Source organism: Sphingomonas sp. GM_Shp_1 (assembly GCF_026540895.1).
Lineage (GTDB): Bacteria > Pseudomonadota > Alphaproteobacteria > Sphingomonadales > Sphingomonadaceae > Sphingomonas.
Map to the genome: position 1 here is coordinate 28,479 of NZ_JALNUR010000002.1, position 25,984 is coordinate 54,462.

Consider the following 25,984-nt stretch of genomic DNA (forward strand, 5'->3'; position numbering starts at 1 on the left):
CCATCGCCCTCTTCCGGCGAAATCCGGTCGCCCATCCGCTATTTCTGACCGATTCTTGATCGACTTGCCGCCTTTCACGGTAACGTCATCAAATTTTCGCCAAGCTGACACTCAGCCCACCTAACGCCCCCGCCGAACCGGCAAGACGGCCGATGGGGGATTTATCAGATGCTTACGTTCCGCAGCCTGTTGAAGGCATCGGCCTCGCTCATTCTCGCGACCGGCCCGCTGGCCGTTCATGCGCAGGACACCGGCGCCGCAGCCGCAGCCGCGCCGCAGACCGCCGAAAGCGGCGACGGACAGGGTGAAGAGATCGTCGTCAACGGCACCTATGCGCGCAGCCTGGCGGCGGGCATCGAGACCAAGCGCCGCGCCGCCTACGGCGTCGACTCGATCAGTTCGACCGATATCGGCAAGTTCCCGACCCAGAACGTCGCCGAGGCGCTGCAACTCGTTCCTGGCGTCGCGATCACCCGCCCGCGCGGCGAGGGCCTGTATGTCAGCGTCCGTGGCCTGGGTCCGCAGTTCCAGAACACGCTGATGAACGGGCGCACCGTCGCGCTGAACGACCTGATCGAGAATGGCGGCGCGGGCGGGCGGCAGTTCCGCTTCGAGATGCTGCCCGCCGAATTCACCTCCAGCATCGACGTGGTGAAGACGCCGACCGCCGACATGAGCGAAGGCGCGCTGGGCGGCAATATCGACGTGAAGACCTTCCGCCCGCTGGAGGTCGGCAACAAGACGACCGTCAACATCCGAGGCACCTATACCAGCCAGACCAAGAATGTCCGCCCCAACGTCACCGTGCTGACCAGCGCGAAGAACGGCGACGGCACCTTCGGCATTCTGGCGGGCGCGCAATATTGGGGCAAGACGGTCCGCAACGACCGCTTCATGAACTTCGGCTGGCTGACCGACCGCTACACGGCGGCGAACAAGGGCGGCATCCCGGCGGGCCTCTACTCGCCGACCCGTACCCGCCCCACCGTCGAGACCGAGGATCGCAAGCGCATCTCCGGCATCGTCTCCGCCCAGTGGCAGCCCACCCCCGAATTGCAGACCACGCTGGACCTGATGGCGACCCGCCTGGACGTCGCCTATGACGAGTTCGGCCTGGACATCTATCCCGATGACGGCGGCACGGCGGGCGGCCCTCCGTCGGCGATCCAGCCCGGCTACACGGTCGTCGGCGACACGATCACCAAGGCGACGATCAACAATGTCCGCTTCATGGGCACGCGCGAATACAGCCTGAACCGCCACGACCTGCTGACCATCGGGTTGAAGCAGACGTGGAACCCGGACCGCTGGCATGTCGCCGCCAACATCAACTGGTCGGCGGCGCACAGCTATCACCCCGATTATCGCACCGGCACGGTGCGCAGCCGCGCCTATTTCATCGCGCCGCTGACCTATGACGCGTCGGCCGGCTATCAGACCATGCCGACCTTCACCACGCCGGTCGATGTCTCCAACCCCGCCAATTACAAGCTGTTCCAGTTCAACATCGCTCCCAAGGACAGCAAGGACTGGGACTTCTACTCGCGCCTGGACGTCGGGCACGATTTCGACGGTTTCCTGTCGAAGCTGCAAGCGGGCGGCGAATATCACTGGCGCAAGCGCGACTATTTCCGCCGCGACTACCTGATCGACACCGCGACCAACCAGCCGCTGACCAATCTGGGCGCGGGCGCCTATCAGCAACTGCCCTATGACGACTTCCTCTCGGGCGTGGGCGGCAATGCCTTCCGTAACTGGCTGGTGCCGGTGACGGCGGCCTATGTCGGCAATTTCTTCACCCCCGCCATCCAGGCGCAACCGATCACCAATGGCGACCGCCGCTCGTCCTTCGTCGTGACGGAGAAGATCGCCGCCGCCTATCTCCGTGCCGATTATCAGTTCGATGCGGGCCAGGTGCCGGTCAGCGGCAATCTGGGCGTCCGCTATGTCCACACCGACCAGGTGGCGAGCGGCACGCTGACCAGCGGTAGTGTCGCCACGCCGGTCAGCTACCCCAAGACGTTCAACAACGTCCTGCCCAGCTTCAACCTGCGTGCCGACCTGACCCCCAAGCTCGTCGGTCGCCTGGCCGCCAGCCGGGTGCTGACCCGTCCCAACGTCACCGACACCGCACCGCGCATCACCGTGTCGACCGACGCCCCGACCGCCAGCGGCGGCAACCCGCAGCTCGTCCCCTTCCTCGCGACCCAGTTCGACGGATCGCTGGAATGGTATTTCGCGCCGTCGGGGATGTTGTCGGGCGCGGTCTTCTACAAGGCAATGGACGATTACATCACCCAGTCCAACACCGAGATCAACATTCCGGGTCGCGGCACCGTTCGCCTGTCCAGCTCGGTCAATGGCGGCAATGCCAAGGTGTACGGCGCGGAAGCGGCGTACAGCCAGGTCTTCACCTTCCTGCCCAAGCCCTTCGACGGCTTCGGCGTGCAGGGGTCCTACACCCACACCGAAGTGCAGGCCGATTACACGGCGGGGTCGCGCACCATCAAGGACCAGCTGATCGGCCTGTCGAAGAACAGCTTCAACCTGGTCGGCTTCTACGACAAGGGGCCGCTTTCGGCGCGCCTCTCCTATGTCTGGCGCGACAAATATCTGTCGAGCACGGGCAGCACGGTGCAGGCCCCGACCTATGTCGCCGCCTTCGGTTCGCTCGACGGCCAGTTGTCGGTCCGCGCCGCCGAGAATCTGACGCTCAGCCTGGAGGGGATCAACATCGCGGGCGCACGCCAGAACACCTATAACGACAACGACCTGCGCTTCGGCGAGATCAACTATTATGGCCGGACGATCCTGTTCGGCATTCGGGCGGAGTTCTGATGAAGGTCTTCCTCACCCTGGCGGCGGTCCTCGCGACCGCCGCCGCTCCGGCGCCGCGAGCGTCCCTGCGGATGAACGACGTGCAGGTCGTCGGTTCGCACAACAGCTACAAGAAGCGGATCGCGCCCGCCGTCTTCGCGGCGCTGGAACAGCGCGATCCCAAGCTGGCCGCCGCGCTGGATTACGATCACCTGACCCTGGCGCAGCAGCTCGACCGGGGCGTACGCCAACTAGAGATCGACATCTTCGCCGATCCCGAAGGTGGTCGCTTCGCGCATCCGATGGGCGAAAAACTCGCCAAGGCCGCGGGCGAGCAGACCGGCTTCGACGAAGCCGCGATGATGAAGCCCGGCTTCAAGGTCTTCCACATCCCGGAGGTCGATTACCGCTCCTGCGGGACGTTCAAGCAGTGCATCGGCCAGATCGACGCCTGGTCGCGCGCGCATCCGCGTCACCTGCCGATCATGGTGACGATCAACGCCGCCGACCGGCCGATCAACAAGCCCGGCGTCACCGATCCGCTGCCGCTGACCGCGCCGCTGCTCGACGCGCTGGACGAGGAGATCCGCGACGTGCTGACGCCGAACCGGATCATCACCCCCGACGACGTGCGCGGAAAGGCCGCCACGTTGCGCGAAGCGGTGACCACCAAGGGCTGGCCCACGCTGGAGAGCACACGCGGGAAAATCTGGTTCGTGCTCGACACGCCGTCGGACGTGTCCGACCTCTACCGTGCCGGGCATCCCTCTCTGAAGGGGCGGGCGATCTTCGGCTGGTACGACACCGACCAACCCGAGGCCTCGGTCGAGATCGTCGGCGATCCGCGCACCGATGGCGCCAAGATCAAGGAGTGGGTGAAACAGGGCTTTATCGTTCGCACCCGCACCGACGCCGACACGGTCGAAGCACGGGCAAACGACCACAGCCGCCAGCAGGCCGCGATCGACAGCGGCGCGCAGGCGGTGTCGACCGACTACTATCCCGGCGCGCCGACGCGGGGGTGGAACAAGGGCTTCACCGTGACGCTGCCCGGCGGATCGATGGAGCGGTGCAACCCGGTAACGCAGCCTGCGGGGTGCAAACTGAAGTAAGCAATCCTCCCCGTACCGGGGAGGATTAAGTGACCATCCGCTGACGGGCTTTTCACCTCCGGGCAAGGCGAGGTTCAGCCTCATTTCGCCACATTGCCACTCAGGAAGCCCGCGCCCAGCCGGTCGGCGCATGGCGGAGGCGGATGGCGGCATGGCGCGTATCGCATCCTGGCTGATCATGGCTCCGGCGCTGTTGGCGGCGGTGCCCGCCCGTGCCACCGACGCCGCGCGCGAGGCGCGATGGGCCGAACGGCTCGGATGGGGACCGTCCGCTGCGCCGGATACCGGCCCCGCTGCGGGCAGCGACGCCTGGCTGCGGCACCAGCTGGACGACCGGCCCGATCCCCTGCCCCCGGCGGTACAGGCGCGGATCGATGCGATGCGCATCTCGCGCGAACCCGTCGCCGCGCTGGTGGTCGAAACCGACGCGATGCAGCGCGACTTCAAGGCGATCGCCGATCCCGAGCAGAAAAAGGCCGCGCGTCAGGCCTATCAGCAGGCGATGAACGCGCTTGCCGATGAAGCGCGCGAACGCTTCATCCTGCGCGCGCTCTATTCGCCCGACCAGCTGCGCGAGCGGATGACCTGGTTCTGGTTCAACCATTTCAACGTCCAGGCAGGCAAGCGCGACATCCGCGCGATGGTCGGCGACTATGAGGAGACGATCCGCGCCCATGCGCTGGGCCGCTATCGCGACCTGCTGGAGGCGACGCTGCGCCACCCGGCGATGCTGCGCTATCTGGACAATGACCAGAATGCGCGAGGAAAGATCAACGAGAATTACGCGCGCGAGATCATGGAGCTGCACTCCATGGGTGTCGGCTCGGGCTATAGCCAAGCGGACGTGCAGGAGCTGGCGCGCATCCTGACCGGGGTCGGCGTCGACCAGAAACCCGACGCGCCCAAGCTGAAGCCCGAGCTTCAGCCGCTCTACCAGCGCGCCGGGCTGTTCGAGTTCAACCCGGCCCGCCACGATTTCGGCACCAAGCATTTCCTGGGTCACGAGATCAAGGGCTCGGGCTTCGCCGAGGTCGAGCAGGCGCTGGACCTGATCGCCGACAGCCCGGCGACCGCGCATCATGTGTCGTTGCGGATCGCGACCTATTTCATGGGCGACACGCCACCCCCCGCGCTGGTCGATCGGATGGCGGCGAAGTTCCGCCAGAGCCATGGCGACATCGCCGAAGTGTTGCGCACCATGATCCGCTCGCGCGAATTCGGCGGTGCGGCCACCGGCGGATTCAAGGAGCCGGTCGGCTATACCCTGTCGGCGGTGCGGCTCGCCTATGGCGACCGGGACGTCACCAATGCCAAGCCGATCATCAACTGGATGCGCCAGATGGGCGAAGGGCTGTACGACCATGAGACGCCCGATGGCTATGACCTGTCCAGCGCCGCCTGGTCGGGGCCGGGGCAGATGGCGACCCGCTTCGATATCGCGCGGCAGATCGGCGGCGGCGCGGCGCGGCTGTTCCAGTCGCCGGATGCCGCCCCCGATGCGCCGCCGCCACCGTCCCCGCCGCCCCTGTTGAAGGACTCGCCCGTCATCGCCACACGCATGGCGACGCTGGGCAAGCCGACGCTCGCCGCGCTCGGCCAGGCGCGATCCCCGGCGGAGTGGAACAGCCTGTATTTCTCCTCGCCCGAATTCATGCACCGATAGGAGGATCGCATGAGGATTCCCCATGTCCATCGCCGCGACCTGTTGCTGGGCGCCGCCGCGCTCGCCCCCATGGTGATGGCGGGTCGCGCCTTCGCCGCATCGCAGGCGGGCGGCCGGTTGCTGGTCGTGTTCCTGCGCGGTGCCTATGACGCGGTGAACATCGTGGTACCCAGCACCAGCGATTTCTACCGCCAGTCGCGCCCGACCATCGCGCTGCCCAAACCCGATCCCGCCAACCCCAATGCCCCGCTGCCGCTCGATGCCGACTGGGCGCTGCACCCGGCGCTGAAGGACTCGATCCTGCCGCTGTGGCAGGCGAAGCAGATCGCCTTCGTGCCTTTCGCGGGTACCGACGATATGAGCCGCAGCCATTTCGAAACCCAGGATACGATCGAGCTGGGCCAGCCGGTCGGCGGGCATCGCGATTACGGCTCGGGCTTCATGGCGCGGCTCGCCGACATATTGGGCACGGGCGAGAAGCCGATCGCCTTCACCGACCAACTGCCACTGTGCTTCCGGGGCGGTGACGATCCCATCCCCAATCTGGCGCTGGCCAATGTCGGCAAGCCGATCGACCAGCGCCAGGCCACGCTGATCCAGAGCATGTATGCCGGGCATCCCGACCTCGCCCGTTCGGTCAGCGAGGGCTTCACCGTGCGCGACACGGTCTACAAGACGCTGGATCAGGAGATGAAGGCCGCCAGCCGGGGCGCGGTCTCGGCCAAAGGCTTCGCGCTGTCAGCGCAGCGGATCGGCACGTTGATGCGCGACCGGTTCAACCTGGCCTTCGTCGATGTCGGCGGCTGGGACACCCATGTGAACCAGGGCGGCGCGACCGGTTATCTGGCGGACCGGATCGGCGATCTCGGGCGCGGGCTGGCCGGGTTCGCCCAGGCGATCGGGCCGGAGGCGTGGCGCAGCACCACGGTCGTCGTCGTGTCGGAGTTCGGCCGCACCTTCCGCGAGAATGGCGACCGGGGCACCGATCACGGCCATGGCAGCATCTATTGGGTGATGGGCGGCGGCGTGTCGGGCGGGCGGATGGCGGGCGAGCAGGTCGCCCTGTCCGCCGCGACGCTCAACCAGAATCGCGACCTGCCCGTGCTGACCGATTACCGCGCGCTGATCGGCGGGCTGGTCGGGCGGCAGTTCGGCCTGTCAGCCAGCCGCCTGGCGCCGCTGTTCCCCGATAGCCGCACGACCGATCTGCGCCTGATCTGACAGCACCCCGGCCCGCTCGCGAATATCGTCGAGCACATCGTCCAGCGTCAGCCCGGCGAGCTTGTCCTCCAGCGCCTCGCGCACCGGGGTCAGCATCGTCTCCAGGCTGGCGGTGATGTGCCGGTCGATCATCCCCTCGCCATCAGGCGGCTGGCGGTGAAAGGCGAAGAAGTTGCGGTCCTCCACCGCCTGATACACCTCCACCAGCCGGATATCGGCGGAGGACTTGGCCAGCATTGCGCCACCGCGATTGCCCAGTTGCGATCGGGTCAGCCCCGCCGCCGCCAGCCGTAGCAGCAGCGCGCGGACCACCGCCGCATTGGAATTGACGCTGACCGCGATATCTTCGGAGCGCAGCGGCGTGTCGCCATGCTCGGCCATCAGGGCGAGCATATGCAGCGAGACGACAAAACGGGTGCTGGTCGGCAACTCTCAACGCTCCTTTTCACGCTCCGGGCGCGGCCGCGTCAACCGCGACGGCCATGGATCGGCATCGTCCGCATGAATGGATCATGGCGGCTTTTCTATTACTGATCCATGTTATTTTTCATAATCTTATTTCGTTAACGTTCCAGGGTTGAAACGTATCCGAAGAATTTTCGATCATGATGGGTCGGATGCGGGCCCTTCGCGAAGTCCGCTGCCCCGCGCGTTCAGTGCGGCTTGGCGGAGGCGAGGCGGATCTCGAACAATTCCGGCCAGTTCTTGCCCGTCACATAGATACGGCGCTTCACCCGGTCATAGGCGATGCCGTTGGGCACCGAATCCCGGTCGGTCAGACCGACCCGGTTCACCAGGTCGCTGAGGTCGACCACGCCCGCCACCACGCCGGTCGCCGGGTCGATCCGCACGATATAGGGCGTCATCCAGACATTGGCCCAGATCTGCCCGTCGATATATTCCAACTCGTTGAGATATTTGAGCGGCCGGCCATTGACCGTCACGTCCAGCGTCCGCGCGACCTTCATCGTCTTGGGGTCGAGGAAACGCAGCCGGGGCGTGCCGTCCGACAGGATGATGTGATGCCCGTCATCGGTCATCGCCCAGCCTTCGCCGTCATAGCGCCATTCGCCGGTGCGCTTCAGCGCGGGGCGGGTCCAGCGAAAGCCGCGACCGCCATGCCAGGTGACGCTGCGCAGTTCGGGGCCCCAGGCGACGATCCCCTCGCCGAACAGCCCGTCGGGCACGGTCGCCTGGCGCAGCGTCTTGCCGGTGGCGAGATCGACCTGGCGGATGATGCTCTGCCCCTCGCGCCCCGTGCTTTCGTACATCGCGCCGTCCGCGATCAGCAGCCCCTCGGTGAAGGCGGTGGTATCGTGCGGATAGGCCTGGACCAGTTCGGGCTTCTCGACCGGCGCGGGCGCAGACGCCTGTTGCGCAGCGGCGGGCAGTGCCAGGACGAGCGCCAGCGGCAGGAGGAACCGGATCACAGCGTGCGCACCAGTCGCGCGACCCGCGCGATCCAGGCGGGCGCAGGCACGGTCACCCCCGCCGTCCCCGGCTCCAGCGGCAACAGGTGGAGCGCGTCGGGCAGCACGGCGGCAAGCCGCGCGAAGACATAGCCACCGGCGGGGCGGGGCACGAGGATATCGCGATTCATGGCCTGGCTGAATCTATCCGGCCCCAGCGGCTCGCACCAGAGTTCATCGCCCGCGCGGTACTCGCCGATCGCGCCCGTGACCGTCACCGCCATCATCCCCGGCGTCGCGCAGGGCGGGGAGACGACCCGTGCGCTGCGCGGCGCCACCGCCCCGCGCGGCCCCAGCAACGCGGCGACCGGCAGGGTCTCGCGCACCGGCAGCGTCACCAGATCGGTCGTGGTGCAGCCCAGGGCGGCGGCGATCCGGTTGAGCCAGGGCAGCGACACGGTGCGCGTTCCCATTTCCAGCCGCCCGATCGTCTGCGGCGTGGTGGGCGGGGAACAGGCGCGTGCGACATCGTCCAGCGTCATGCCCTTGGCGCGGCGCACCTCGCGGATCGCGGTGATCATCGCCCTCTCCCCTTCCAACCGTCTCGTGCGTGGCTGTCCTACAGCCATCTCGGCTTGGCAAGTCCTGGGCCAGCCCCATGGGTGGCGAAGCGGGACAGTCTCGTTTAAGCGACGCCTTGTCTTGGAATGCCGGAAGGAGCCCCGCGATGCGGTTCGCGATCGTCAAATGCCATGGGTCGGGCAACGACTTTCCGATGATCGACGCGCGCGACCTGTCGCTGAGCGATGGGGAATGGGCGGGTGTCGCTCGTGCGCTCGCCGATCGCGACGGGCCGGTCGGCGGTGACGGCCTGTTGCTGCTGGTCCCCGGCGACGACCGCGCCGCGTTCGGCATGGTGATGCGCAACAGCGACGGCAGCGAGGCCGAAACTTGCCTCAACGGCGTCCGCTGCGTCGCGCGGGCGGGGTTCGAGGCGTTGGGGATCGACGCCGCGACCGTCCGGCTGAAGACCTCGCACGCCGATGCCGTTCGCGATGCCGAGCTGTCGCCGGGTGTCTATACGGTGCGCGAAACGGCGGGACCGGCGGGGCTGTCCACCACCGCCTGGCCGATCCATGGCGCGCCGGAACGGCTGGTCGACGCGGTGCTGCCCATGCTGGACGATGCCCGCCGCTTCACTGCCGTCACCATGCCCAATCCCCATCTCGTCCATTTCGTCGACCAGGTGGACGAGGCCGAGCTCGTCCGCCTGGGCCGGATGTGCGAAGCCGCGCCCGACTGGCTGCCCAACCGCGCCAATGTATCCTTCGTCGAGCTGCGCGGCGACGCGCTGTTCGTCCGCACCTTCGAGCGCGGCGTCGGCCTGACCGACAGCTGCGGCAGCGCGATGGCGGCCTCCACCTATGCCGCCTGCCTGACCGGACGGATCGCCTGGGACCGCCCGACCGTGGTGTTCAATCGGGGCGGCCTGGTCCGCGCCTTTGCGGGGCAGGACGGGATGGTCACGCTATCGGGCAACGCCACCTATGAATGGGCGGGGTCGGTCTCGGTCGATCTGGCGACCGAGACGGCCGGCGACCTGGCGGTCGAACGGCGCTTTCCCGATGAAATCGCCGCCTGGGATGCCGCCAAGCGGGGGTGAGCCGGGCGGACGGTTTTCGGCAAGGGCGGGACATGGCGTTTGACGGCGCTTGGGCTGAACGAAGATTTTGAGGGCCGTCTCGGTTATCTTCTCGCCGATCATCCCACCATCCGTTCGCAATGAGCGAGGTCGAAGTGCATGGAAAGGTCGGCTGGGGCGGAACATGGCCTTCGACTTCGCTCAGGCTGAACGGGGGTCAGGGCTAAATCCGTCCCTTGGGGGGCTCCCCCACAATACCCCGCTCCGTTCGCGCTGAGCGAAGTCGAAGCGCATGGGTCACCCCTCGCAACGCATTGCGGAAGCGAAGCGTTGACCCGTCATGCTTCCCGTTCGCCGCCAGATCGCCGACCAGATACGTGACGTGGTCGGTTCCCGCGCGCTCGACCTGACGCGGCCGCCGGGGGATGACGGCCTGTTCGGGCCGGGCTCGGCGACATGGGCGGTGCATGGCGATTTCACCGCGATGATGGCGGGCGGGATCGCGTCGCTGCTCGTCCAGATGCTCCACCCCGCCGCGTTGGCGGGGGTGTGGGACCATTCCAATTTCCGGCGCGACATGGCCGGGCGGCTGCGGCGGACGGCGGGGTTCATCTCGGTCACCACCTATGGTTCGACCGACGCGGCCGAGGCGATGATCGCCCGCGTCCGGCAGGTTCACGACCGGGTCGGCGGCACCCTACCCAACGGCACGCCCTATAGCGCCAATGATCCGCATCTGCTGACCTTCGTCCACGCCGCCGAGGTGGAGAGTTTCCTGCGCGCGCATCGCACCTATCGCGATCCCGATTTTTCCGACGCACAGGCCGATCGCTATCTGGCGGAGATGGCGACGATCGCGTACCGGCTGGGCGCGAAGGACGTGCCGGAGGACCGGCATCAATTGGCGCGGTTCCTCGATTCGATCCGCGCGGAACTGCGCGTCGATGCGCGCACCCGCATGGTCGCGCGCACCCTGCTCAACCAGCCCGCCCCCAGCCCCGCGCTGGCGCCGGTCGCGACCTGGCTGACCCAGGCCGGGATCGCCCTGCTGCCCGACTGGGCCGCGCGATTGCACGGGCTGGACGGCCCCGCCGCGATCCGCCCGGCGATCCGCGCGGGCACCCGGCGGCTGGGCGGCGCGATCCGCTGGGCCCTGGCGGGCTGAGCGGACGCTATTGGGACGTGGGCGAAGAAGTCGCGTTGCTTCGCCCCCGCCCATCCCCTTACATCGTCCCCAGCCGCCTGATCGCGTCGAGATAACCGCGCATCCCGTCCAACGCATAGGGGGTCAGCATCATGAAGGCGCGGCGGCGGTCGACCGGGTCGGGCTGGCGCGCGAACAGGCCCGCCTCGGTCATCTTGCCGATCCAGCGCAGCGCGGTCGTGGGCGCGACGGCGGCGGCAATGCACAGGCTGGAGACCGACACCCGCGTGCCCTCCAGACTGGCGGCGTAGAGGTCGAGCAGCATGTCCCAGGCCGGTTCCTCGAACAGCCCCGAGCCGAAAAAGCCGTCGCGCAACCGCCGGGCCCGGATCATCCGGCGCACCATCTCGGCGTCGCCCGGTTGCGCGCGGGCGGGCGTCGCATGAAAGCTCTGGTGCCGATCCCCGACACCGCCGCGCCGGCTTTCCTCCTCCTGCACCGACAGCCGCGCCAGCGCCTCGGCGATCCGCGCGACCTCGGCGTTCAGCCGCCGCAGCCGTTCGGACTCGCCCTCGCGGAAATGGGCGTGCAACAACGAGGCGGCACTATTGCTCGCCCCCGCGACCGCCAGCGCGGCGACCAGTTCGGTCTGGCTGGCATCGCACAGCATCGCGACGCGCGGCCCGAGCAGCATCGCGGCGACCAGGTCGATCTCCGCCGTCGCCAGACTGACCACGATGGGCAGGTCGAGCGCGGTCGCCACGGCGTCGATCCGGGCGAGCGCGATCTCCATCGCGTCCGCCTCCGCCCCATGCGTATCGACCAGCAACAGCGGACGGCCCGCCTGCTGGCCGATCTCATCGGCGACCGCGGCCCATGCGATCGTGCGCAGAACCCGCCCCCCGGCCTGCTGCACCGCATCGCTCGCCGCTGCGGAAAGCGCCGGCGCGCTGATCACCACGACCCCGAAACCACCCCCGTAAAGCTCTTGTCCGTTCACCCTCGTCCCCTGCGGCCTTTCCATCGCAGGCCCGTAGATCGCCCTGATCTCACGGACCTAGCGTATGTATCACTACGACACACGGTGCCATTGATCTAGCAACTGGAACGGCATTCGGGGGGCTGCGTCAGTCCGAATCGGACTCTTAGCCGAGGGCTTTGACGATTTCCTCGACCATCTTCTTAGCATCGGCGAGCAGCATCATGGTATTGTCGCGATAAAACAGTTCGTTATCGACCCCGGCATAGCCGACGCCGCCCATCGACCGCTTGATGAAGAGCACCGTCTTGGCCTTCTCAACGTCGAGCACGGGCATGCCGTAAATGGGCGAGGAGCGGTCGGTCTTGGCCGCCGGGTTGGTCACGTCGTTGGCGCCGATGACGAAGGCGACGTCGGTCTGGGCGAATTCCGCGTTGATGTCCTCCAGCTCGAACACCTCGTCATAGGGGACGTTCGCCTCGGCCAGCAGGACGTTCATATGGCCGGGCATCCGCCCCGCAACCGGGTGGATGGCGTATTTGACGCGGACGCCTTCCTTCTTGAGGAGGTCGCCCATCTCACGCAGGACATGCTGCGCCTGCGCCACCGCCATACCGTAACCGGGGACGATGACGACCTGTTCGGCCTGGCTCATCAGGAACGCCGCGTCCTCGGCGCTGCCGCGCTTCCACGGCCGGTCGACCGCCGCGCCGCCACCCGCTCTCCCCGCATCGCTCGCGCCGAAGCCGCCCGCGATCACGCTGATGAAACTGCGGTTCATGGCCCGGCACATGATATAGGACAGGATCGCGCCCGAGCTGCCGACGAGCGCGCCGGTGATGATCATCGCGCTGTTGTGCAGGGTGAAGCCCATCGCCGCCGCCGCCCAGCCCGAATAGCTGTTCAACATCGACACCACGACCGGCATGTCCGCCCCGCCGATGGGGATGATCAGCAGGAAGCCGATGGCGAAGGACAATAGGGTGATCGTCCAGAAGATCCACGGCGCCTGATCGCGGGTGAACATCGCGACCAGGATGACGATCGCCCCCAGCAACCCCGCATTCAGCGCATGGCGGCCGGGCAGCAGGATCGGCTTGCCCCCCATATTGCCGTTGAGCTTCAGGAAGGCGATCACCGAGCCGGAAAAGGTGATCGCGCCGATCGCGACGCCCAGCGCCATCTCGACCCGGCTGACGACATGAATGCTGGCAAAGGGCTGGCCGATCATCGGCACCACCATATCGGCGATGTCGAAGGCGACCGGATTGAGGAAGGCCGCGCAGGCGACCGCGACGGCTGCCAGCCCGACCAGCGAGTGGAAGGCGGCGACCAGCTGCGGCATCGCGGTCATCGCGATACGGCGCGCGGTGGTGATACCTATAGCCGCGCCCAGACCGATGGCGGCGAGAATTTCCGCGACCGCGATCCAGTCGACGCCTTGATCGTCGAAGTTGCGGCTCCCCTCCGGCAGACCAAAGGGCACATGCGTGACCAGGGTGGTGATGACCGCAATAGCCATGCCCGCCATGCCGAAGCGGTTGCCCCGCTGGCTGGTCGTCGGGCTCGACAATCCGCGCAACGCCAGGATGAAGCACACCCCCGCGACCAGATAGGCAAGCGAAACCCAGGGACTGGCGGGAAGCGCATTCATTCCCCCGACGGTCCCGGTGGACAGCGCGGGCGGCACGGGGGCGATCACGAGCGCTTCTCCTTCTTGCGGTACATGGCGAGCATCCGCTGCGTCACCGCGAAGCCGCCGAAGATGTTGATGCTGGCCAACACCACCGCGCCCAGCCCCAGCCACTTGGCGACGCCCGACCCCGTCGCCCCCGACGTCGCCGCCGAAGCGATCAGCGCACCGACGATGATGACCGAGGAAATGGCGTTGGTGACGGCCATCAACGGCGTGTGCAGCGCGGGCGTCACCGACCAGACGACATAATAGCCGACGAAACACGCCAGCACGAAGATCGACAGGATCGCGATGAAGTCCATGATCACTCCTCCCCGGCACGGGGAGGGGGACCGCTCGCCGCAGGCGAGTGGTGGAGGGGGGCCGCCGCCAGCGAGACGATCGAAGCGGCAACCGCCCCGGCATCGCGCAGGATTTCGACGGCCCCGATCCGGATGACCCTGTACCCGTTGTCGCTCAAATATCGGTCTCGCGCGGTGTCGCGGCTCATATGCGCCTCGATACTGTGCACCGCCCCGTCGACTTCGACGATCAGGCGGGCCTTGGTGCAAAAGAAGTCGGCAACATAGCAGCCGATGGGATGCTGTCGCCGGAACCGCACGCCATCCGGCGAACCGCGTAGGTGTCGCCAGAGCATGACTTCGGGCAATGTCATCGTCCGTCGCAGCTTGCGAGCCAGTGACACTTCAGGCCGACGCACTTGCCGCACGCCCCCTCCACCGGCTTCGCCGGTCCCCCTCCCCGTTCCGGGGAGGATCATGAAGTGAGCCTCGGGTTCACCACGACCCCACCCTGCGTCAGCCGGATCGCGTCGCCGATCTCGGCGTCCAGCACCGGCCGCCCGGCCTCCTTGTCCCAGAAGGCCGCGAGGAAATTGTGCAAATTGCGCGCGAACAGCGCCGAGGCGTCGGCCGCCAGGCGGCCCGCCATGTTGCGGTGGCCGATGATCGTGACGCCGTGGCGCTGGACGACCTCGCCCGCCACCGCGCCTTCGACATTGCCGCCGGCCTCCACTGCCAGGTCGACGATCACGCTGCCGGGGCGCATCGTCGCGACCTGTGCATCGGTCACCAGGCGCGGTGCGGGGCGGCCGGGGATCAGCGCGGTGGTAATGACGATGTCCTGCTTGGCGATATGCCCCGCGACCAGTTCGGCTTGCGCGCGGCGATACTCCTCGCTCGTCTCCCCGGCATAGCCGCCCGCGCCTTCGCCCTCGATCCCCTCGACGCCTTCGACGAAGACCGGCTTGGCCCCCAGCGACTGGATCTGCTCGCGCGTGGCGGAGCGGACATCGGTGGCCGAGACCTGCGCCCCCAACCGCCGCGCGGTCGCGATCGCCTGGAGCCCGGCCACCCCCACGCCCATTACGAAGACGCGCGCCGCCGGGATGGTGCCCGCCGCCGTCATCATCATCGGAAAGGCGCGGCCATAGGCGTTCGCCGCCTCCAGCACCGCCTTGTACCCGGCCAGGTTGGACTGGGACGAGAGGATGTCCATCGACTGGGCGCGGGTGATACGCGGCATCCAGTCCATCGCCAGCGCCTCCAGCCCCGCCGCCGCATAGGCCGCCACCGCCTCGCCACGTCGAAAGAGGTCGAACGCCGCGACCACCCAGGCCCCCGGCGCAGTCCCCGACAGCGTGTCGGCATCGGGCGCCTGCACCGCCAATATGATCTCGGCGCCCGCCAGCACCTCGGCCCGCGCGCCGACATGCGCCCCCGCCTGTTCATAGTCGGCGTCGGCGATCCCCGCGCCCGCCCCGGCACCGCGCTCGACCGCCAGCGTCGCGCCCAGCGCGATCAGCTTGCGCACCGTCTCCGGCGTGGCGGCGACGCGGGCTTCGCCGGATGCCGTTTCGCGTAGCGCCGCGATGCGCACGCCCATGGCGTCAGGCGATCAGCCAGAGGACGATCGCCACCAACAGGGCGACGACCACCGATCCCCATTTGAGCATGTTGATCAGCAATCCGTAGGTGGCGACATGCGCCTTCATCTCGCCGGTGCCGGTGTCATTGGCCGCCATGATCCTCACCTCCGCTATCGGCCCGTGGCGGTCGCTCCCGCCATCATGACCTTGTATCCAAGCTTATTCACCGGGGCAGAGGGATCAACCCCGAAACGTTCGACTCCAAACCCCGAATCGCGCACAATCGGGCAGTTCAGGGGATGGAAAGACATCTTTAATCATACTGGCCCATCACTGTCCCGATTTAAGGCAGATTTTAACATTGTTGCGCTATAGCGCCGCAATCAGGGGTTATGGGACGAGATATGACGCGCAACGGCCAACGTTTGCTGCTGCTGATCGACGACGAACCTGCGCAGCGCCGGCTGATCGCGGCGTTGGCGCAGCGTGGCGGCTGGCGCACCCTGTTCGCCACCGATGCGGATATGGCGGCCTCCGTCCTGGGTTCGGCGCAGGGGCGCGAGCTCGATGCCGTCTTGATCGACCATTGGGCGCCGGGCACCGATGCCACCCAGTTGATCGCCGATTGCCACAGGCTGCGTCCCGAACTCCCCATCCTGATGCTGACCGCCAACGAGTCGGTGGCGCAGGCGGTGGCGGCGATGCGCGCGGGGGCGACCGATTTCCTGGTCAAGCCGCTGGCCCCCGAACGGCTGCTCGCCGCGCTGGAGGCCTGTGTCGCGGGCCAGACCAGCGGCGAGCTTCGCCCGCTGACCGAGAAAATTCCCGCCCTCCTCGCCTTTGACGAGATCGTCGGCGATGCGCCCGAATTCCGCGCGGCGCTGGCCATCGCGGCCAAGGCTGCCCGGGCGCGGGTGGCCGTGCTGATCGAGGGCGAGGGCGGCGTCGGCAAGGAATCGCTGGCCGAGGCGATCCATGTCGCCTCCCCCCGCGCCGAACGGGCGATGATCCGGGTCAATTGCGCCGCGACCGCGACCAATTTGCTCGACAGCATCATCTTCGGTCATGAGGAGGGCGCCTTTGCCGGTGCCTTCGAACGACGCATCGGCAAGATGGTCGAGGCGGACGGATCGACCCTGTTCCTCGACGAAGTCTCCGGCATGCCGCCCGAAACCCAGGCGCGGCTGCTCGACATGCTGCAGACCGGCACCATCGTCCCGCTGGGCGGTCGCCATGCGCGCGAGGTCGATGTGCGCATCATCGCCGCGACCGACGGCCGCCTGCTGGAAGCGGTCGAGGCGGGGCGGTTCCGCGAAGACCTGTATTACAAGCTTAATGTCGTCCATGTCGCCGTGCCCGCGCTGCGCGACCGGGCGGAGGACATTCCCGCACTGACCCGCCACCTACTGGACCGGATCGCGCAACAGCCGGGCCTGCGCGCGCTGGACATCACCGACGACGCGCTGGACCTGCTGCGCCGCTATGACTGGCCGGGCAATGTCCGCCAGTTGCAGAACGCGCTCTTCCGCGCCGCCGTGCTGTGCGAGGGCGATGCCCTGACCACCGCCGATTTCCCGCAGATCGCATCGCTGGGCGACCGTCCCTCGGTCGGCAGCGCGACGGTCGGGGCGACGCATAGCGGCGGGATCAACCTGTTCCGCCCCGACGGCAATCTCCGCCCGCTGGAGGATATCGAGGCCGACGTGATCCGCCTCGCCATCAGCCATTATCGCGGGCGCATGACCGAAGTGGCGCGGCGGCTGGGGATCGGCCGTTCGACGCTCTACCGCAAGCTGGGCGAACTCGGGATCGACAACGCGGCCTGATGCCGCCGCGCCGACCTTACCAGAGCACCCCGTCGACCGGCTTCATCGGTTCGGGCGCGGGATCGCCGATCGCCTGGAGCAGGTCGATCTCGATCGTCCGGCACATCGCGCTCAGCGGCAGGTCGTGGACCGTGTCGGAGAAGGGATCGACCAGATCGTCGCCGATCTGAAGCGCGGCCAGGAACATCAGCCCCGCGATCGACGAACCGACCGGCGTGGCGAAGCCCAAAGTCTCGACCAGCCCGATCGGCAGCAGCACGCAGAACAGCCGCGTGAAGAACGCCGGGATGAAGCGATACTGGTTGGGCAGCGGCGTGTTCTTCAACCGCTCCATGCCGCCTTGCGAATTGGCGATGTCGACCAGCACCGCCTCCATCTGCGTCTGCTGGATGGTGTCGATCCACCCCTTTTTCTGCGCGTCGGCGATGCGGCGCCCCGTGCCGTCGAGCAGGCCGTTGGCGGTGTTGGTCCGCCGGAGCGCGGGCTCCGCCTCGCCCTGCGACAGGAAACGCAACACTTCGCCGTCGACGGGCTGTTTGCGCAACTGGCAGCGCAGCGCGTTCACATAGGCGATCTGGCGCAGCACGATCGAGCGCTTCAGGTCGTGCCCTTCGGGATCGGGCAGGAAGTTGCGGGCGCTACGCGCGATATTGCGCGAGGCGTTGATCATCAGCCCCCAAAGCTGCCGCCCCTCCCACCAGCGCTGATAGGCCGAATTGGTGCGGAACCCCAGGAACAGCGCCAGCGCGGTGCCGAACAGGGTCAGCGGCAGCGAAGGCGCCTTGAACGGCAGGACATAATAGGCGACCGTGACGATCACGTCCCAGATGAACAGCCCCACCAGCGGGCGCCAGACCTCGGCAATGATGATGCGGGTACGGGGTACGGCATCGACGATCAAATCAGGTCTCCCTCATGCGGTCCGGCAAATGTTCCAGGGCGCAGCAACGCCCCAAATCTTCGATTGGATGCGCCCCCGAAATAATAGTGCGATGCAGCGAAAAAAGCCCCGGACGCACCGGGAAACGAAACATTACGAAGATACCGGGAAGCCGGACGCCCAGGGCGCGGGATGACGACCGGCCAAGTATTTCTATCGTCGCACTTTTCCAAGGACGATCGACATTCTGCGATGGCTTCTTCCCTCTCCCCTGGACAGGGGAGAGGGTTAGCGGAGCTTGCCAGCTATGCTGGCTAGCGCAGCTTGGGTGAGGGGTTGAGCGAGCCGAAGGCTCGCGCGCGCTCCGCGCGCTCACCCCTCACCCAGCTCCGACTAAGCCTTTGCTCACGCAAAGACCAAGTCTGCGCAACCCTCTCCCCTCTATGAGGGGCGAGGGAAAAGAAGGGCATATTGGAATATCGATCCGACCTGGCCATCCGGAGCGGGAGCGGGTGTGCAGGCGACTGGGCCGCGCGTGACCGCTTGCCCGCTTCCGCCACGACAGGCATGGCGGATCCATGACCGCGCCTCCCCCGCCCCGCATCCTGATCGTTGCCGGTTCCGATTCCGGGGGCGGCGCGGGGATTCAGGCGGATATCAAGACGGTCACGATGCTGGGCGGCCATCCGATGACTGCGGTCACCGCGATCACCGCACAGAACACGCTGGGCGTGCAGGGCGTGCATCCCGTCCCCACCGAGATGGTGATGGCGCAGATCGACAGCGTGCTGGCCGATATCGGCGCGGACGCGGTCAAGATCGGGATGATCGGATCGGCGCGGACCGCCCATGCGCTGGCCGACCGGCTGGAGGCGCTGGACCTGCCGGTGGTGTTCGATCCGGTGATGATCGCGACCAGCGGCTCGGTCCTGGCGGACGACGATGTCATCGCCGCCTTTCGCCGCTTCCTGGCGCTGGCGACCTTGTCCACGCCCAACCTGCCCGAACTCGCGGCGCTGGGTGGCGAGGCGATGGTCCGGCCCCAGACGCGCGCGTTGCTGGTCAAGGGCGGGCATGGCGAAGGGCCGGTGATCGAGGATCGGCTGGTCGAGGCGCATGGCGAGCAGCGCTGGCAGCATCCCCGGCTCGACACCCGGTCGACCCATGGCACCGGCTGCACGCTGGCGAGCGCGATCGCGACGGGGCTGGGCCAAGGCATGACACTGGCCGATGCGGTGGACCGCGCCATCGCCTTCGTCCAGGCCGCGCTCGCCGCCGCACCGGGGCTGGGCCGGGGCCATGGGCCGATGGGACATGCGATGGGGATGGTCCCCTTCTATCACCTGCTCGCCGCGATCAGCCGCGAAGGCTGGGACGCCGCCGCCTTCGCGGCACGGTGGGGATAGGGTTTTCCCTTGTCCTCCCCTGTAAGGGGAGGTGGCAGCGCGCAGCGCTGACGGAGGGGTATCGCCGCTGGCAAGGGCAACCCACTCTCACCGATGGCGACACCCCTCCACCAGCTTCGCTGGTCCCCCTCCCCTTACAGGGGAGGAATGGGCACCTTCCCATGCCGCGCCCTCCACGATAAAGCCGCCGACCATGGTCGACATCGGTTTCCCCACACCCTTATGCGGCGTGGATGAGGCGGGGCGCGGGCCGCTGGCGGGGCCGGTGGTCGCCGCCGCCGTCATCCTGCCGGAGCGCGATTGCCCCCCGGGCATCAACGACTCCAAGAAGCTGACAGAGAAGACCCGCGCGCGGCTGTGCGCCGAAATTCGCGGCTGTGCGGTGGTCGGGGTCGGCATCGTCCACCCGGAGGAGATCGACCGGCTCAACATCTATTGGGCGACGATGAAGGCGATGACGCTGGCGGTCGATGCGGTGGTGGAAAGGCTCGGGTGTCACCCGGCCCATGTGCTGGTCGACGGCAACCGCCTGCCCAAATGGGGTTATGCCGCGACCCCGATCGTCGGCGGCGACGCCAAGTCGCTGGCGATCGGTGCCGCCTCGATCGTCGCCAAGCATGTCCGCGACGAGATGATGATCGCCGCGGCCCAGGAGTGGCCGGCTTATGGATGGCACAGCAACAAGGGCTATGGCTCGGCGACGCATCTGGCGGCGCTGCGCGAACATGGCCCCACCCCGCTCCACCGCCGCAGCTTCGCGCCCGTAGCGCAATGTTACCTGGACCTCTAATTCCCATTCCTCCCCAAGCTCGCTTGGGGAGGGGGTGTGAGGGCGAGATTGTGCCCCCAGCACAATCTTGGCTTGCCGGGGGCAAGCCAAAGCTCGCACACGCGCCAGCAATGGTGGAGGGGCAGGACGGACCGGCCGTGCCCCTCCACCACGCCCTGCGGGCGCGGTCCCCCTCCCCATCTGACGATGGGGAGGATTTAGCGGCGGATTGAGTCGCCCTCGCCACACCCCCCACTTCTTGGGGGCAAAGTTATCCACAACCCCAATATCTGCGATGAGGACGCGACGCTTCGCCGAATCTGGCGGATTCCCGCGAGTCGCGCCTGCGAATCGCCTCTTGACGACCGACTCGTTCCGGGTGGATGCGAGGGTTCGAGGGTAGAAGGGACGGTTAACGATGGGGGTCATCCAAACGATGACGCGGCCGGTATCGGCATACCGCGAAAGCGACCTGCCGCTGAACCAGATCGTGATGGGCGACTGTATCGCGGCACTCCGCTCGCTGCCCGACAAGTCGGTCGACATGGTCTTCGCCGACCCGCCCTATAACTTGCAACTCGGGGGCGAGCTGTTCCGCCCCGATGGCAGCCATGTCGATGCCGTCACCGACGCCTGGGACAAGTTCGACACCTTCGCCGCCTATGACGCCTTCACCCGCGCCTGGCTCGCCGAATGCTATCGGGTGCTCAAGGACAATGGTTCGCTCTGGGTGATCGGCAGCTATCACAACATCTTCCGCGTCGGGACCGCGGTGCAGGATCTGGGCTTCTGGATCCTAAACGACATCATCTGGCGCAAGTCCAATCCTATGCCCAATTTCAAGGGCACCCGCTTCACCAATGCGCATGAAACGCTGATCTGGGCGTCGAAGGGCGAGAAGGCCAAATACACCTTCAACTATCGCTCGATGAAGACGCTGAACGACGAGATCCAGATGCGCTCGGACTGGGAATTCCCGATCTGCGGCGGTCAGGAAAGGCTGAAGAAGGACGGGCACAAGGTCCATCCGACCCAGAAGCCGGAGGCGCTCCTTTATCGCATCCTGCTCGCCTGCACCCGGCCGGGCGATGTGGTGGCCGACCCGTTCTTCGGCACCGGCACGACCGGCGCGGTCGCCAAGCGGCTGGGCCGCCAGTGGATCGGCATCGAGCGCGAACCGACCTATTGCGCCGCCGCGATCGAGCGGATCGGGGCCGCCCTGCCGCTCGACGAAAGCGCACTGGCGACGATGCAGAGCCCCAAGGCGCAGCCCAAGGTAGCGTTCGGGACGCTGGTGGAGAATGGCTATCTGGCGCCCGGCATGCCGTTGATGGACGCCAAGCGCAAATGGCGGGCGACGGTGCGGGCGGACGGCTCGCTCCTGTCCGAATGCGGGCAGGCGGGGTCGATCCACCGGCTGGGCTCGGTGTTGCAGAACCGGCCGACCTGCAATGGCTGGACCTTCTGGCATTATGAGATGGAGGGCGCATTGAAGCCCATCGACGCGATGCGCCAGAACTGGTTGCTGGCGACACAGCCGTAACCGCTTATCCTCCCCTGGAAGGGGAGGTGGCAGGCCGAAGGCCTGACGGAGGGGTGTCGCGCTATCGAGAGGGGGACACCCCTCCGACGCGCTCCGCGCGCCACCTCCCCTTAAAGGGGAGGAAATTCAAGGAAATGCGATGCACCTGCGCCCCATCCAGTTCGTCGATACGCCGGTCGGGCTGGAGGACGGCAGCGTCGCCCGGCTCGCCGGCGGGATGCAGTGGTTCGCGGCCTATGAGGTACGCGAAGGCCCGTCCCGCACGATCGTCCCCGTCGCCCGGTTCCAGCAGGAACTGGGCGGCTCCCCCCGCGCCGAGGCGCTCCACGCCGCCTTCACCGCCCCCCGCGCGCCCTGGACCATGGGCGAGCGGACACTCCGCTTCGACCAGCCGCAGGTCGCAGCGATCCTGAACGTCACCCCCGACAGCTTCTCCGACGGCGGCAAGCATATCGGCGATCCCGCCGCCGCTGCCGATAGCGGCATGGCGATGGCCGCCCTGGGTGCCGCCGTCATCGACCTGGGCGGCGAGTCCACCCGCCCCGGTGCGGCTCCCGTCTGGGAAGGCGATGAGATCGCCCGTACCGCTCCCGTCATCGAACGGCTGGCCAAACGCGGCGCGCTGGTATCGATCGACACCCGCAAGGCCGCCGTCATGGAGGCGGCGCTGGCGGCGGGCGCGGGGATCGTCAACGATGTCGCCGCGCTCCTGTGGGACGACCGCGCGCTGGAGGTGGTGGCCAAGGCGGGCTGCCCGGTCATCCTGATGCACTCGCCCGACCCGACCAAGGGCGGGCATGGCCGGGTCGGCTATGGCGATGTCCTGACCGAGGTCTTCGACTGGCTGGAGGCGCGTATCGCAGCGGTCGAGGCGGCGGGCGTCCCCCGATCCCGGATCATGGTCGACCCCGGCATCGGCTTCGGCAAGTCGCTGGCCGACAATCTGGCGCTCATCAACGGCTTGGCGATCTTCCACGGCCTGGGCTGCCCGATCATGCTGGGGGCCAGCCGTAAGCGGATGATCGGCGCGCTGTCGGGCGAAGCGCCGGTGGATGCGCGGCTCGGCGGGTCGCTGGCGCTGGCTCTGAAGGGCGCGGAGGCGGGCGTGCAACTGATCCGCGTGCATGACGTGGCCGAGACGATGCAGGCGCTGCACGTCTGGCGGGGCCTGCGCGACCGCGCCCTGATGGGATAGCGCTGGGATAAGCCCCTCGCTTTTCGGCCCCCGAACGCCCAAATAGGGGCGATGCAGCGTCCCCAGCCCCAGATCATCCGCGTCATCGACCTGGAGACCACCGGACAGGCCCCGCCCACCCACGGCGTGTGCGAGATCGGCTGGCAGGACGTGGCGCTGGGCAAGGACGGCCGCTGGGAGCTGGAGGGCGAGGGCGGCAGCATTCTCGTCAATCCCGGCCGCCCCATCCCGCCGATCACCCAGGCGATCCACCATATCCTGGACGAGCAGGTCGCCGACGCGCCCTGGTGGCACGATGTCGCGCGCCGCGTGCTCGACCCCTGGCCCCGCCGCCTGGCGCTGGCGGCGCACCGGGCGGATTTCGAGCAGCAATATTGCACCCCCGCCATGACCCAGTCGGCCGACTGGATCTGCACCTGGAAATGCGCGCTGCGGCTGTGGCCCGATAGCCCCAGCTTCTCCAACCAAGTGCTGCGTTACTGGCGCAAGCCCGAGGGGTTGGTGCATGAGCGCGGCCTGCCCATCCACCGCGCCTTTCCCGACGCCTATGTCACCGCCCACCATCTGCGCGACCAGCTGAACGAGGCGAGCCTGGCGCAACTGCTGGAATGGTCGCGCAGCCCCGGTCTGTTGCCGCGTGTCCGCTACGGCCCCGATCGCGGCAAGGACTGGCGCGAGATCGACGAGGAGTCGCTGATCGGTTTCCTCAGCGATCGCGATCCCGATGTCCGCTTCACCGCCGAGACCGAAATGGCGCGGCGGCGCGGCGGCGGCCATGTCGGTCGCCCCAGCCCGCAGGAATTGTTGCTGTAACCCGCACGCAACGCCGCTGGTAACGCTACTCATCCTCCGATAAGGCGTGTGTTATGCAGGGGTTGAGTAACGCGTCCACCGGCGCAAATCCCATCGGCCGTATCCTGATCGCCACCATGGCGACGGGATTTCTGGCGCTGCTGATCGCGGCCATCGCGGCGGCCTATGCCATTCGGCAGGACAATCGGCATAGCGACTGGGTCGTCCACACCTATCGCGTGGAAACCGCGCTGGTCGAGGCGCGGCGGCTGGCCGAACAGCAGGAGACGGCGCGGCGCGGCTATATGCTGGCGGGGAGCCCCGCCTTTCTGGCCAATTTCGATCGGGCGCATGACGCGCTGGTCCCGCAACTGGCCGAGCTTCGCCGCCTGACCGCCGACAATGTGCGACAGCATGCGCCGATGCGGGCGGTGATCCAGCGTCTGGCCGAACTGGAAACCGTGCAGCGCGAAACCAATCGACTGGTCCAGCAGGGACGCGGCGCGGAGGCGCTGCGACGGTTCCGGGCCGATAGCGGCCTTCAGCGTATGCAGAAGCTGCGCGAGGTGTTCGAGGCCATGGCGCGCGAGGAACGCCGCCTGCTGGCGCGGCGCGACGCCGAGCAGATGGCCAGCCGCCGCACCTTCTCCGTCGTCGTCGGCATCGCGGCGCTGCTGTTCGTACTGGTCACGATCGTCTCGTTCCTGACCGTCCGCCGCTATACCCGCGACCTGCAACAGTCGCGCGTCGCACTGGCGGATCTCAACGCCACGCTGGAGGAACAGGTCAAGGAGCGCACCGCCGACCTGGCCCTGGCGAACGAGGAGATTCAGCGCTTCGCCTATATCGTCAGCCACGATCTGCGTTCGCCCCTGGTCAACGTGATGGGCTTCACCGCCGAACTGTCCGCCGCGACCCAGCCGCTGTCCGACCTGATCGACCGGGCCGAGGCGGAAGCGCCGCATATCGTGACCGAGGAGGCACGCCTGGCCGCGCGCGAGGACCTGCCCGAGGCGATCGGCTTCATCCGCACCTCGACCGCCAAGATGGACCGGTTGATCAACGCCATCCTGAAGCTGAGCCGCGAGGGGCGCCGCGTCCTGGCGCCCGAGATGATCGCGCTGGACCAGCTGGTTGAACAGATCACCGATTCGATCCGCCACGTCATCGACGATCGCGGCGTCACCCTGACCATCGAACGCCCCATGCCGGTGATCGTCAGCGACCGGGTCGCGCTGGAGCAGATCCTGTCCAACCTGATCGAGAACGCGACCAAATACCGGCACCCGGCGCGCGCGGCGGAGGTTCATGTCTCCGCCTCCGAAACGCCAGGCCGCGTCATCGTCGCGATCCGCGACAATGGGCGCGGCATCGATCCGCGCGACCACCAGCGCATCTTCGACCTGTTCCGCCGTTCGGGCCAGCAGGACCAGCCGGGCGAAGGCATCGGGCTGGCCCATGTCCGCGCGCTCGCCTATCGTCTCGGCGGCACGATTTCCGTCGAATCCCAACTGGGTGAAGGCGCGACCTTCTTTCTTTCGCTACCCCCCACCCTTTCCATCGAAGGCGCCTGAATGAACGACCATCGCTCCGTGGGCATCGTCATGATCGAAGACGATGAGGGCCATGCCCGTCTGATCGAGAAGAATATCCGGCGCGCCGGCATCCTGAACGATATCCGTCACTTCACGGACGGCACCACCGCGCTCGACTTCCTCTTCCACGCGCCCGATGGCCCGGCCAAGAGCGGTCCGTCGCTGGTCCTGCTCGACCTCAACTTGCCCGACATGAGCGGCACCGACATCCTGGCCAAGATCAAGGAGGAGGGCAGCCCGCTCCGCCGCGCGCCGGTCGTCGTGCTGACCACCACCGACGACAAGGTCGAGATCCAGCGCTGCTATGATCTGGGCTGCAACGTCTACATCACCAAGCCCGTCAATTACGAGAATTTCGCCCAGGCGATCCGCCAGCTCGGCCTTTTCCTGTCGGTGATCCAGGTGCCCGAGGTGGAGGGCTAAGCGCC

Annotated in this window: 24 protein-coding genes; 14 read left to right on the forward strand and 10 right to left on the reverse strand. The window is 67.4% G+C overall.

The features are described from left to right. Positions 1–168: 168 nt before the first annotated feature. The 4 genes from OXQ33_RS01320 to OXQ33_RS01335 all read left to right on the forward strand — a co-directional run bounded on the left by OXQ33_RS01320 (position 169) and on the right by OXQ33_RS01335 (position 6,813). A complete protein-coding gene (locus OXQ33_RS01320; protein WP_267432756.1) occupies positions 169–2,838 on the forward strand; it encodes a TonB-dependent receptor in 2,670 nt (889 codons plus the stop codon). After that, positions 2,838–3,929 carry a phosphatidylinositol-specific phospholipase C1-like protein gene (locus OXQ33_RS01325; protein WP_267432758.1) on the forward strand — a complete coding sequence of 364 codons (1,092 nt, stop codon included), beginning with the start codon at positions 2,838–2,840 and terminating at the stop codon, positions 3,927–3,929. The genes OXQ33_RS01320 and OXQ33_RS01325 overlap by 1 nt, the downstream gene beginning before the upstream one ends. Before the next feature lie 130 nt (positions 3,930–4,059). Next, positions 4,060–5,592 carry a DUF1800 domain-containing protein gene (locus tag OXQ33_RS01330; RefSeq protein ID WP_267432760.1) on the forward strand — a complete coding sequence of 511 codons (1,533 nt, stop codon included), beginning with the start codon at positions 4,060–4,062 and terminating at the stop codon, positions 5,590–5,592. Positions 5,593–5,601: 9 nt separating this feature from the next. Further along, on the forward strand, positions 5,602–6,813 hold the full coding sequence (locus tag OXQ33_RS01335; RefSeq protein ID WP_267432763.1) for a DUF1501 domain-containing protein: 1,212 nt from the start codon (positions 5,602–5,604) through the stop codon (positions 6,811–6,813). Here the strand turns inward: OXQ33_RS01335 and OXQ33_RS01340 are convergent. From OXQ33_RS01340 to OXQ33_RS01350, 3 genes are all read right to left on the reverse strand, one after another. Further along, positions 6,751–7,242 carry an Rrf2 family transcriptional regulator gene (locus OXQ33_RS01340; protein ID WP_267432765.1) on the reverse strand — a complete coding sequence of 164 codons (492 nt, stop codon included), beginning with the start codon at positions 7,240–7,242 and terminating at the stop codon, positions 6,751–6,753. The two genes, OXQ33_RS01335 and OXQ33_RS01340, sit on opposite strands and share 63 nt — an antisense overlap. A gap of 224 nt (positions 7,243–7,466) precedes the next feature. Then, entirely contained in the window at positions 7,467–8,243 is a 777-nt protein-coding gene (locus OXQ33_RS01345) for a glutaminyl-peptide cyclotransferase (protein WP_267432767.1), read from the reverse strand. Continuing rightward, positions 8,240–8,803 carry a helix-turn-helix transcriptional regulator gene (locus tag OXQ33_RS01350; protein WP_267432769.1) on the reverse strand — a complete coding sequence of 188 codons (564 nt, stop codon included), beginning with the start codon at positions 8,801–8,803 and terminating at the stop codon, positions 8,240–8,242. Before OXQ33_RS01350 ends, OXQ33_RS01345 begins: the two co-directional genes overlap by 4 nt. Positions 8,804–8,949: 146 nt before the next feature. On the opposite strand from OXQ33_RS01350, the gene dapF reads away from it, so the two are divergent. Together dapF and OXQ33_RS01360 are read left to right on the forward strand one after the other, a co-directional pair. Continuing rightward, complete coding sequence (gene dapF / locus OXQ33_RS01355) at positions 8,950–9,885, forward strand: diaminopimelate epimerase (protein WP_267432771.1); 936 nt, start codon at positions 8,950–8,952, stop codon at positions 9,883–9,885. 319 nt (positions 9,886–10,204) lie between these two features. Further along, on the forward strand, positions 10,205–11,029 hold the full coding sequence (locus OXQ33_RS01360; protein ID WP_267432773.1) for an oxygenase MpaB family protein: 825 nt from the start codon (positions 10,205–10,207) through the stop codon (positions 11,027–11,029). A gap of 58 nt (positions 11,030–11,087) precedes the next feature. Here the strand turns inward: OXQ33_RS01360 and OXQ33_RS01365 are convergent, their stop codons facing one another. The 6 genes from OXQ33_RS01365 to OXQ33_RS01390 form a co-directional block, all read right to left on the reverse strand. Next, positions 11,088–12,008, reverse strand: coding sequence for a hypothetical protein (locus tag OXQ33_RS01365; protein WP_267432775.1), 921 nt, complete (start codon positions 12,006–12,008; stop codon positions 11,088–11,090). Positions 12,009–12,153: 145 nt separating this feature from the next. Beyond that, entirely contained in the window at positions 12,154–13,641 is a 1,488-nt protein-coding gene (locus OXQ33_RS01370; protein ID WP_267433047.1) for an NAD(P)(+) transhydrogenase (Re/Si-specific) subunit beta, read from the reverse strand. Positions 13,642–13,685: 44 nt separating this feature from the next. After that, the gene (locus OXQ33_RS01375; protein WP_267432777.1) at positions 13,686–13,985 is read right to left on the reverse strand and encodes a proton-translocating transhydrogenase family protein; all 300 of its coding nucleotides are present in this window, start codon (positions 13,983–13,985) and stop codon (positions 13,686–13,688) included. A 2-nt stretch (positions 13,986–13,987) separates the two neighbouring features. Beyond that, a complete protein-coding gene (locus OXQ33_RS01380) occupies positions 13,988–14,320 on the reverse strand; it encodes an endonuclease domain-containing protein (protein WP_267432779.1) in 333 nt (110 codons plus the stop codon). Between the two features lie 119 nt (positions 14,321–14,439). Next, positions 14,440–15,561: an NAD(P) transhydrogenase subunit alpha gene (locus tag OXQ33_RS01385; protein WP_267433048.1), complete on the reverse strand. Its 1,122-nt coding sequence runs from the start codon at positions 15,559–15,561 to the stop codon at positions 14,440–14,442. 10 nt (positions 15,562–15,571) lie between these two features. Beyond that, positions 15,572–15,706 (reverse strand): aa3-type cytochrome c oxidase subunit IV, encoded by a 135-nt coding sequence (locus OXQ33_RS01390; RefSeq protein ID WP_267432781.1) that lies wholly within the window; start codon positions 15,704–15,706, stop codon positions 15,572–15,574. 248 nt (positions 15,707–15,954) lie between these two features. Here OXQ33_RS01390 and OXQ33_RS01395 point away from each other — a divergent pair, with 248 nt between their 5' ends. Then, the gene (locus OXQ33_RS01395; protein WP_267432783.1) at positions 15,955–17,376 is read left to right on the forward strand and encodes a sigma-54 dependent transcriptional regulator; all 1,422 of its coding nucleotides are present in this window, start codon (positions 15,955–15,957) and stop codon (positions 17,374–17,376) included. Between the two features lie 16 nt (positions 17,377–17,392). Here the strand turns inward: OXQ33_RS01395 and OXQ33_RS01400 are convergent, their stop codons facing one another. Next, positions 17,393–18,277, reverse strand: a complete 885-nt coding sequence (locus OXQ33_RS01400) for a bestrophin family ion channel (RefSeq protein WP_267432785.1) — start codon at positions 18,275–18,277, stop codon at positions 17,393–17,395. A gap of 557 nt (positions 18,278–18,834) precedes the next feature. Between OXQ33_RS01400 and thiD the strand changes: the two genes are divergently transcribed. From thiD to OXQ33_RS01435, 7 genes are all read left to right on the forward strand, one after another. Then, complete coding sequence (gene thiD / locus OXQ33_RS01405) at positions 18,835–19,662, forward strand: bifunctional hydroxymethylpyrimidine kinase/phosphomethylpyrimidine kinase (RefSeq protein WP_267432787.1); 828 nt, start codon at positions 18,835–18,837, stop codon at positions 19,660–19,662. A gap of 193 nt (positions 19,663–19,855) precedes the next feature. Next, on the forward strand, positions 19,856–20,452 hold the full coding sequence (locus tag OXQ33_RS01410) for a ribonuclease HII (protein ID WP_267432789.1): 597 nt from the start codon (positions 19,856–19,858) through the stop codon (positions 20,450–20,452). Positions 20,453–20,849: 397 nt separating this feature from the next. Further along, positions 20,850–21,974, forward strand: a complete 1,125-nt coding sequence (locus tag OXQ33_RS01415) for a DNA methyltransferase (protein WP_276039613.1) — start codon at positions 20,850–20,852, stop codon at positions 21,972–21,974. 139 nt (positions 21,975–22,113) lie between these two features. Continuing rightward, complete coding sequence (gene folP, locus OXQ33_RS01420) at positions 22,114–23,169, forward strand: dihydropteroate synthase (protein ID WP_267432791.1); 1,056 nt, start codon at positions 22,114–22,116, stop codon at positions 23,167–23,169. Between the two features lie 51 nt (positions 23,170–23,220). Further along, positions 23,221–23,982 carry an exonuclease domain-containing protein gene (locus tag OXQ33_RS01425; RefSeq protein ID WP_267432793.1) on the forward strand — a complete coding sequence of 254 codons (762 nt, stop codon included), beginning with the start codon at positions 23,221–23,223 and terminating at the stop codon, positions 23,980–23,982. Between the two features lie 53 nt (positions 23,983–24,035). Further along, positions 24,036–25,535: a sensor histidine kinase gene (locus tag OXQ33_RS01430; protein WP_267432795.1), complete on the forward strand. Its 1,500-nt coding sequence runs from the start codon at positions 24,036–24,038 to the stop codon at positions 25,533–25,535. Continuing rightward, the gene (locus OXQ33_RS01435) at positions 25,536–25,979 is read left to right on the forward strand and encodes a response regulator (protein WP_267432797.1); all 444 of its coding nucleotides are present in this window, start codon (positions 25,536–25,538) and stop codon (positions 25,977–25,979) included. The last annotated feature ends 5 nt before the right edge of the window (positions 25,980–25,984 follow it).

What these genes read in the sequence shown, in the direction of transcription:
- OXQ33_RS01320 (WP_267432756.1), top strand. Translation starts at nt 169, where the DNA reads ATGCTTACGTTCCGCAGCCTGTTGAAGGCATCGGCCTCGCTCATTCTC.
- OXQ33_RS01325 (WP_267432758.1), top strand. Translation starts at nt 2,838, where the DNA reads ATGAAGGTCTTCCTCACCCTGGCGGCGGTCCTCGCGACCGCCGCCGCT.
- OXQ33_RS01330 (WP_267432760.1), top strand. Translation starts at nt 4,060, where the DNA reads ATGGCGGAGGCGGATGGCGGCATGGCGCGTATCGCATCCTGGCTGATC.
- OXQ33_RS01335 (WP_267432763.1), top strand. Translation starts at nt 5,602, where the DNA reads ATGAGGATTCCCCATGTCCATCGCCGCGACCTGTTGCTGGGCGCCGCC.
- OXQ33_RS01350 (WP_267432769.1), bottom strand. Translation starts at nt 8,803, where the DNA reads ATGATCACCGCGATCCGCGAGGTGCGCCGCGCCAAGGGCATGACGCTG.
- dapF (WP_267432771.1), top strand. Translation starts at nt 8,950, where the DNA reads ATGCGGTTCGCGATCGTCAAATGCCATGGGTCGGGCAACGACTTTCCG.
- OXQ33_RS01360 (WP_267432773.1), top strand. Translation starts at nt 10,205, where the DNA reads ATGCTTCCCGTTCGCCGCCAGATCGCCGACCAGATACGTGACGTGGTC.
- OXQ33_RS01370 (WP_267433047.1), bottom strand. Translation starts at nt 13,641, where the DNA reads ATGAATGCGCTTCCCGCCAGTCCCTGGGTTTCGCTTGCCTATCTGGTC.
- OXQ33_RS01375 (WP_267432777.1), bottom strand. Translation starts at nt 13,985, where the DNA reads ATGGACTTCATCGCGATCCTGTCGATCTTCGTGCTGGCGTGTTTCGTC.
- OXQ33_RS01380 (WP_267432779.1), bottom strand. Translation starts at nt 14,320, where the DNA reads ATGCTCTGGCGACACCTACGCGGTTCGCCGGATGGCGTGCGGTTCCGG.
- OXQ33_RS01390 (WP_267432781.1), bottom strand. Translation starts at nt 15,706, where the DNA reads ATGGCGGCCAATGACACCGGCACCGGCGAGATGAAGGCGCATGTCGCC.
- OXQ33_RS01395 (WP_267432783.1), top strand. Translation starts at nt 15,955, where the DNA reads ATGACGCGCAACGGCCAACGTTTGCTGCTGCTGATCGACGACGAACCT.
- thiD (WP_267432787.1), top strand. Translation starts at nt 18,835, where the DNA reads ATGACCGCGCCTCCCCCGCCCCGCATCCTGATCGTTGCCGGTTCCGAT.
- OXQ33_RS01410 (WP_267432789.1), top strand. Translation starts at nt 19,856, where the DNA reads ATGGTCGACATCGGTTTCCCCACACCCTTATGCGGCGTGGATGAGGCG.
- OXQ33_RS01415 (WP_276039613.1), top strand. Translation starts at nt 20,850, where the DNA reads ATGGGGGTCATCCAAACGATGACGCGGCCGGTATCGGCATACCGCGAA.
- folP (WP_267432791.1), top strand. Translation starts at nt 22,114, where the DNA reads ATGCACCTGCGCCCCATCCAGTTCGTCGATACGCCGGTCGGGCTGGAG.
- OXQ33_RS01425 (WP_267432793.1), top strand. Translation starts at nt 23,221, where the DNA reads ATGCAGCGTCCCCAGCCCCAGATCATCCGCGTCATCGACCTGGAGACC.
- OXQ33_RS01430 (WP_267432795.1), top strand. Translation starts at nt 24,036, where the DNA reads ATGCAGGGGTTGAGTAACGCGTCCACCGGCGCAAATCCCATCGGCCGT.
- OXQ33_RS01435 (WP_267432797.1), top strand. Translation starts at nt 25,536, where the DNA reads ATGAACGACCATCGCTCCGTGGGCATCGTCATGATCGAAGACGATGAG.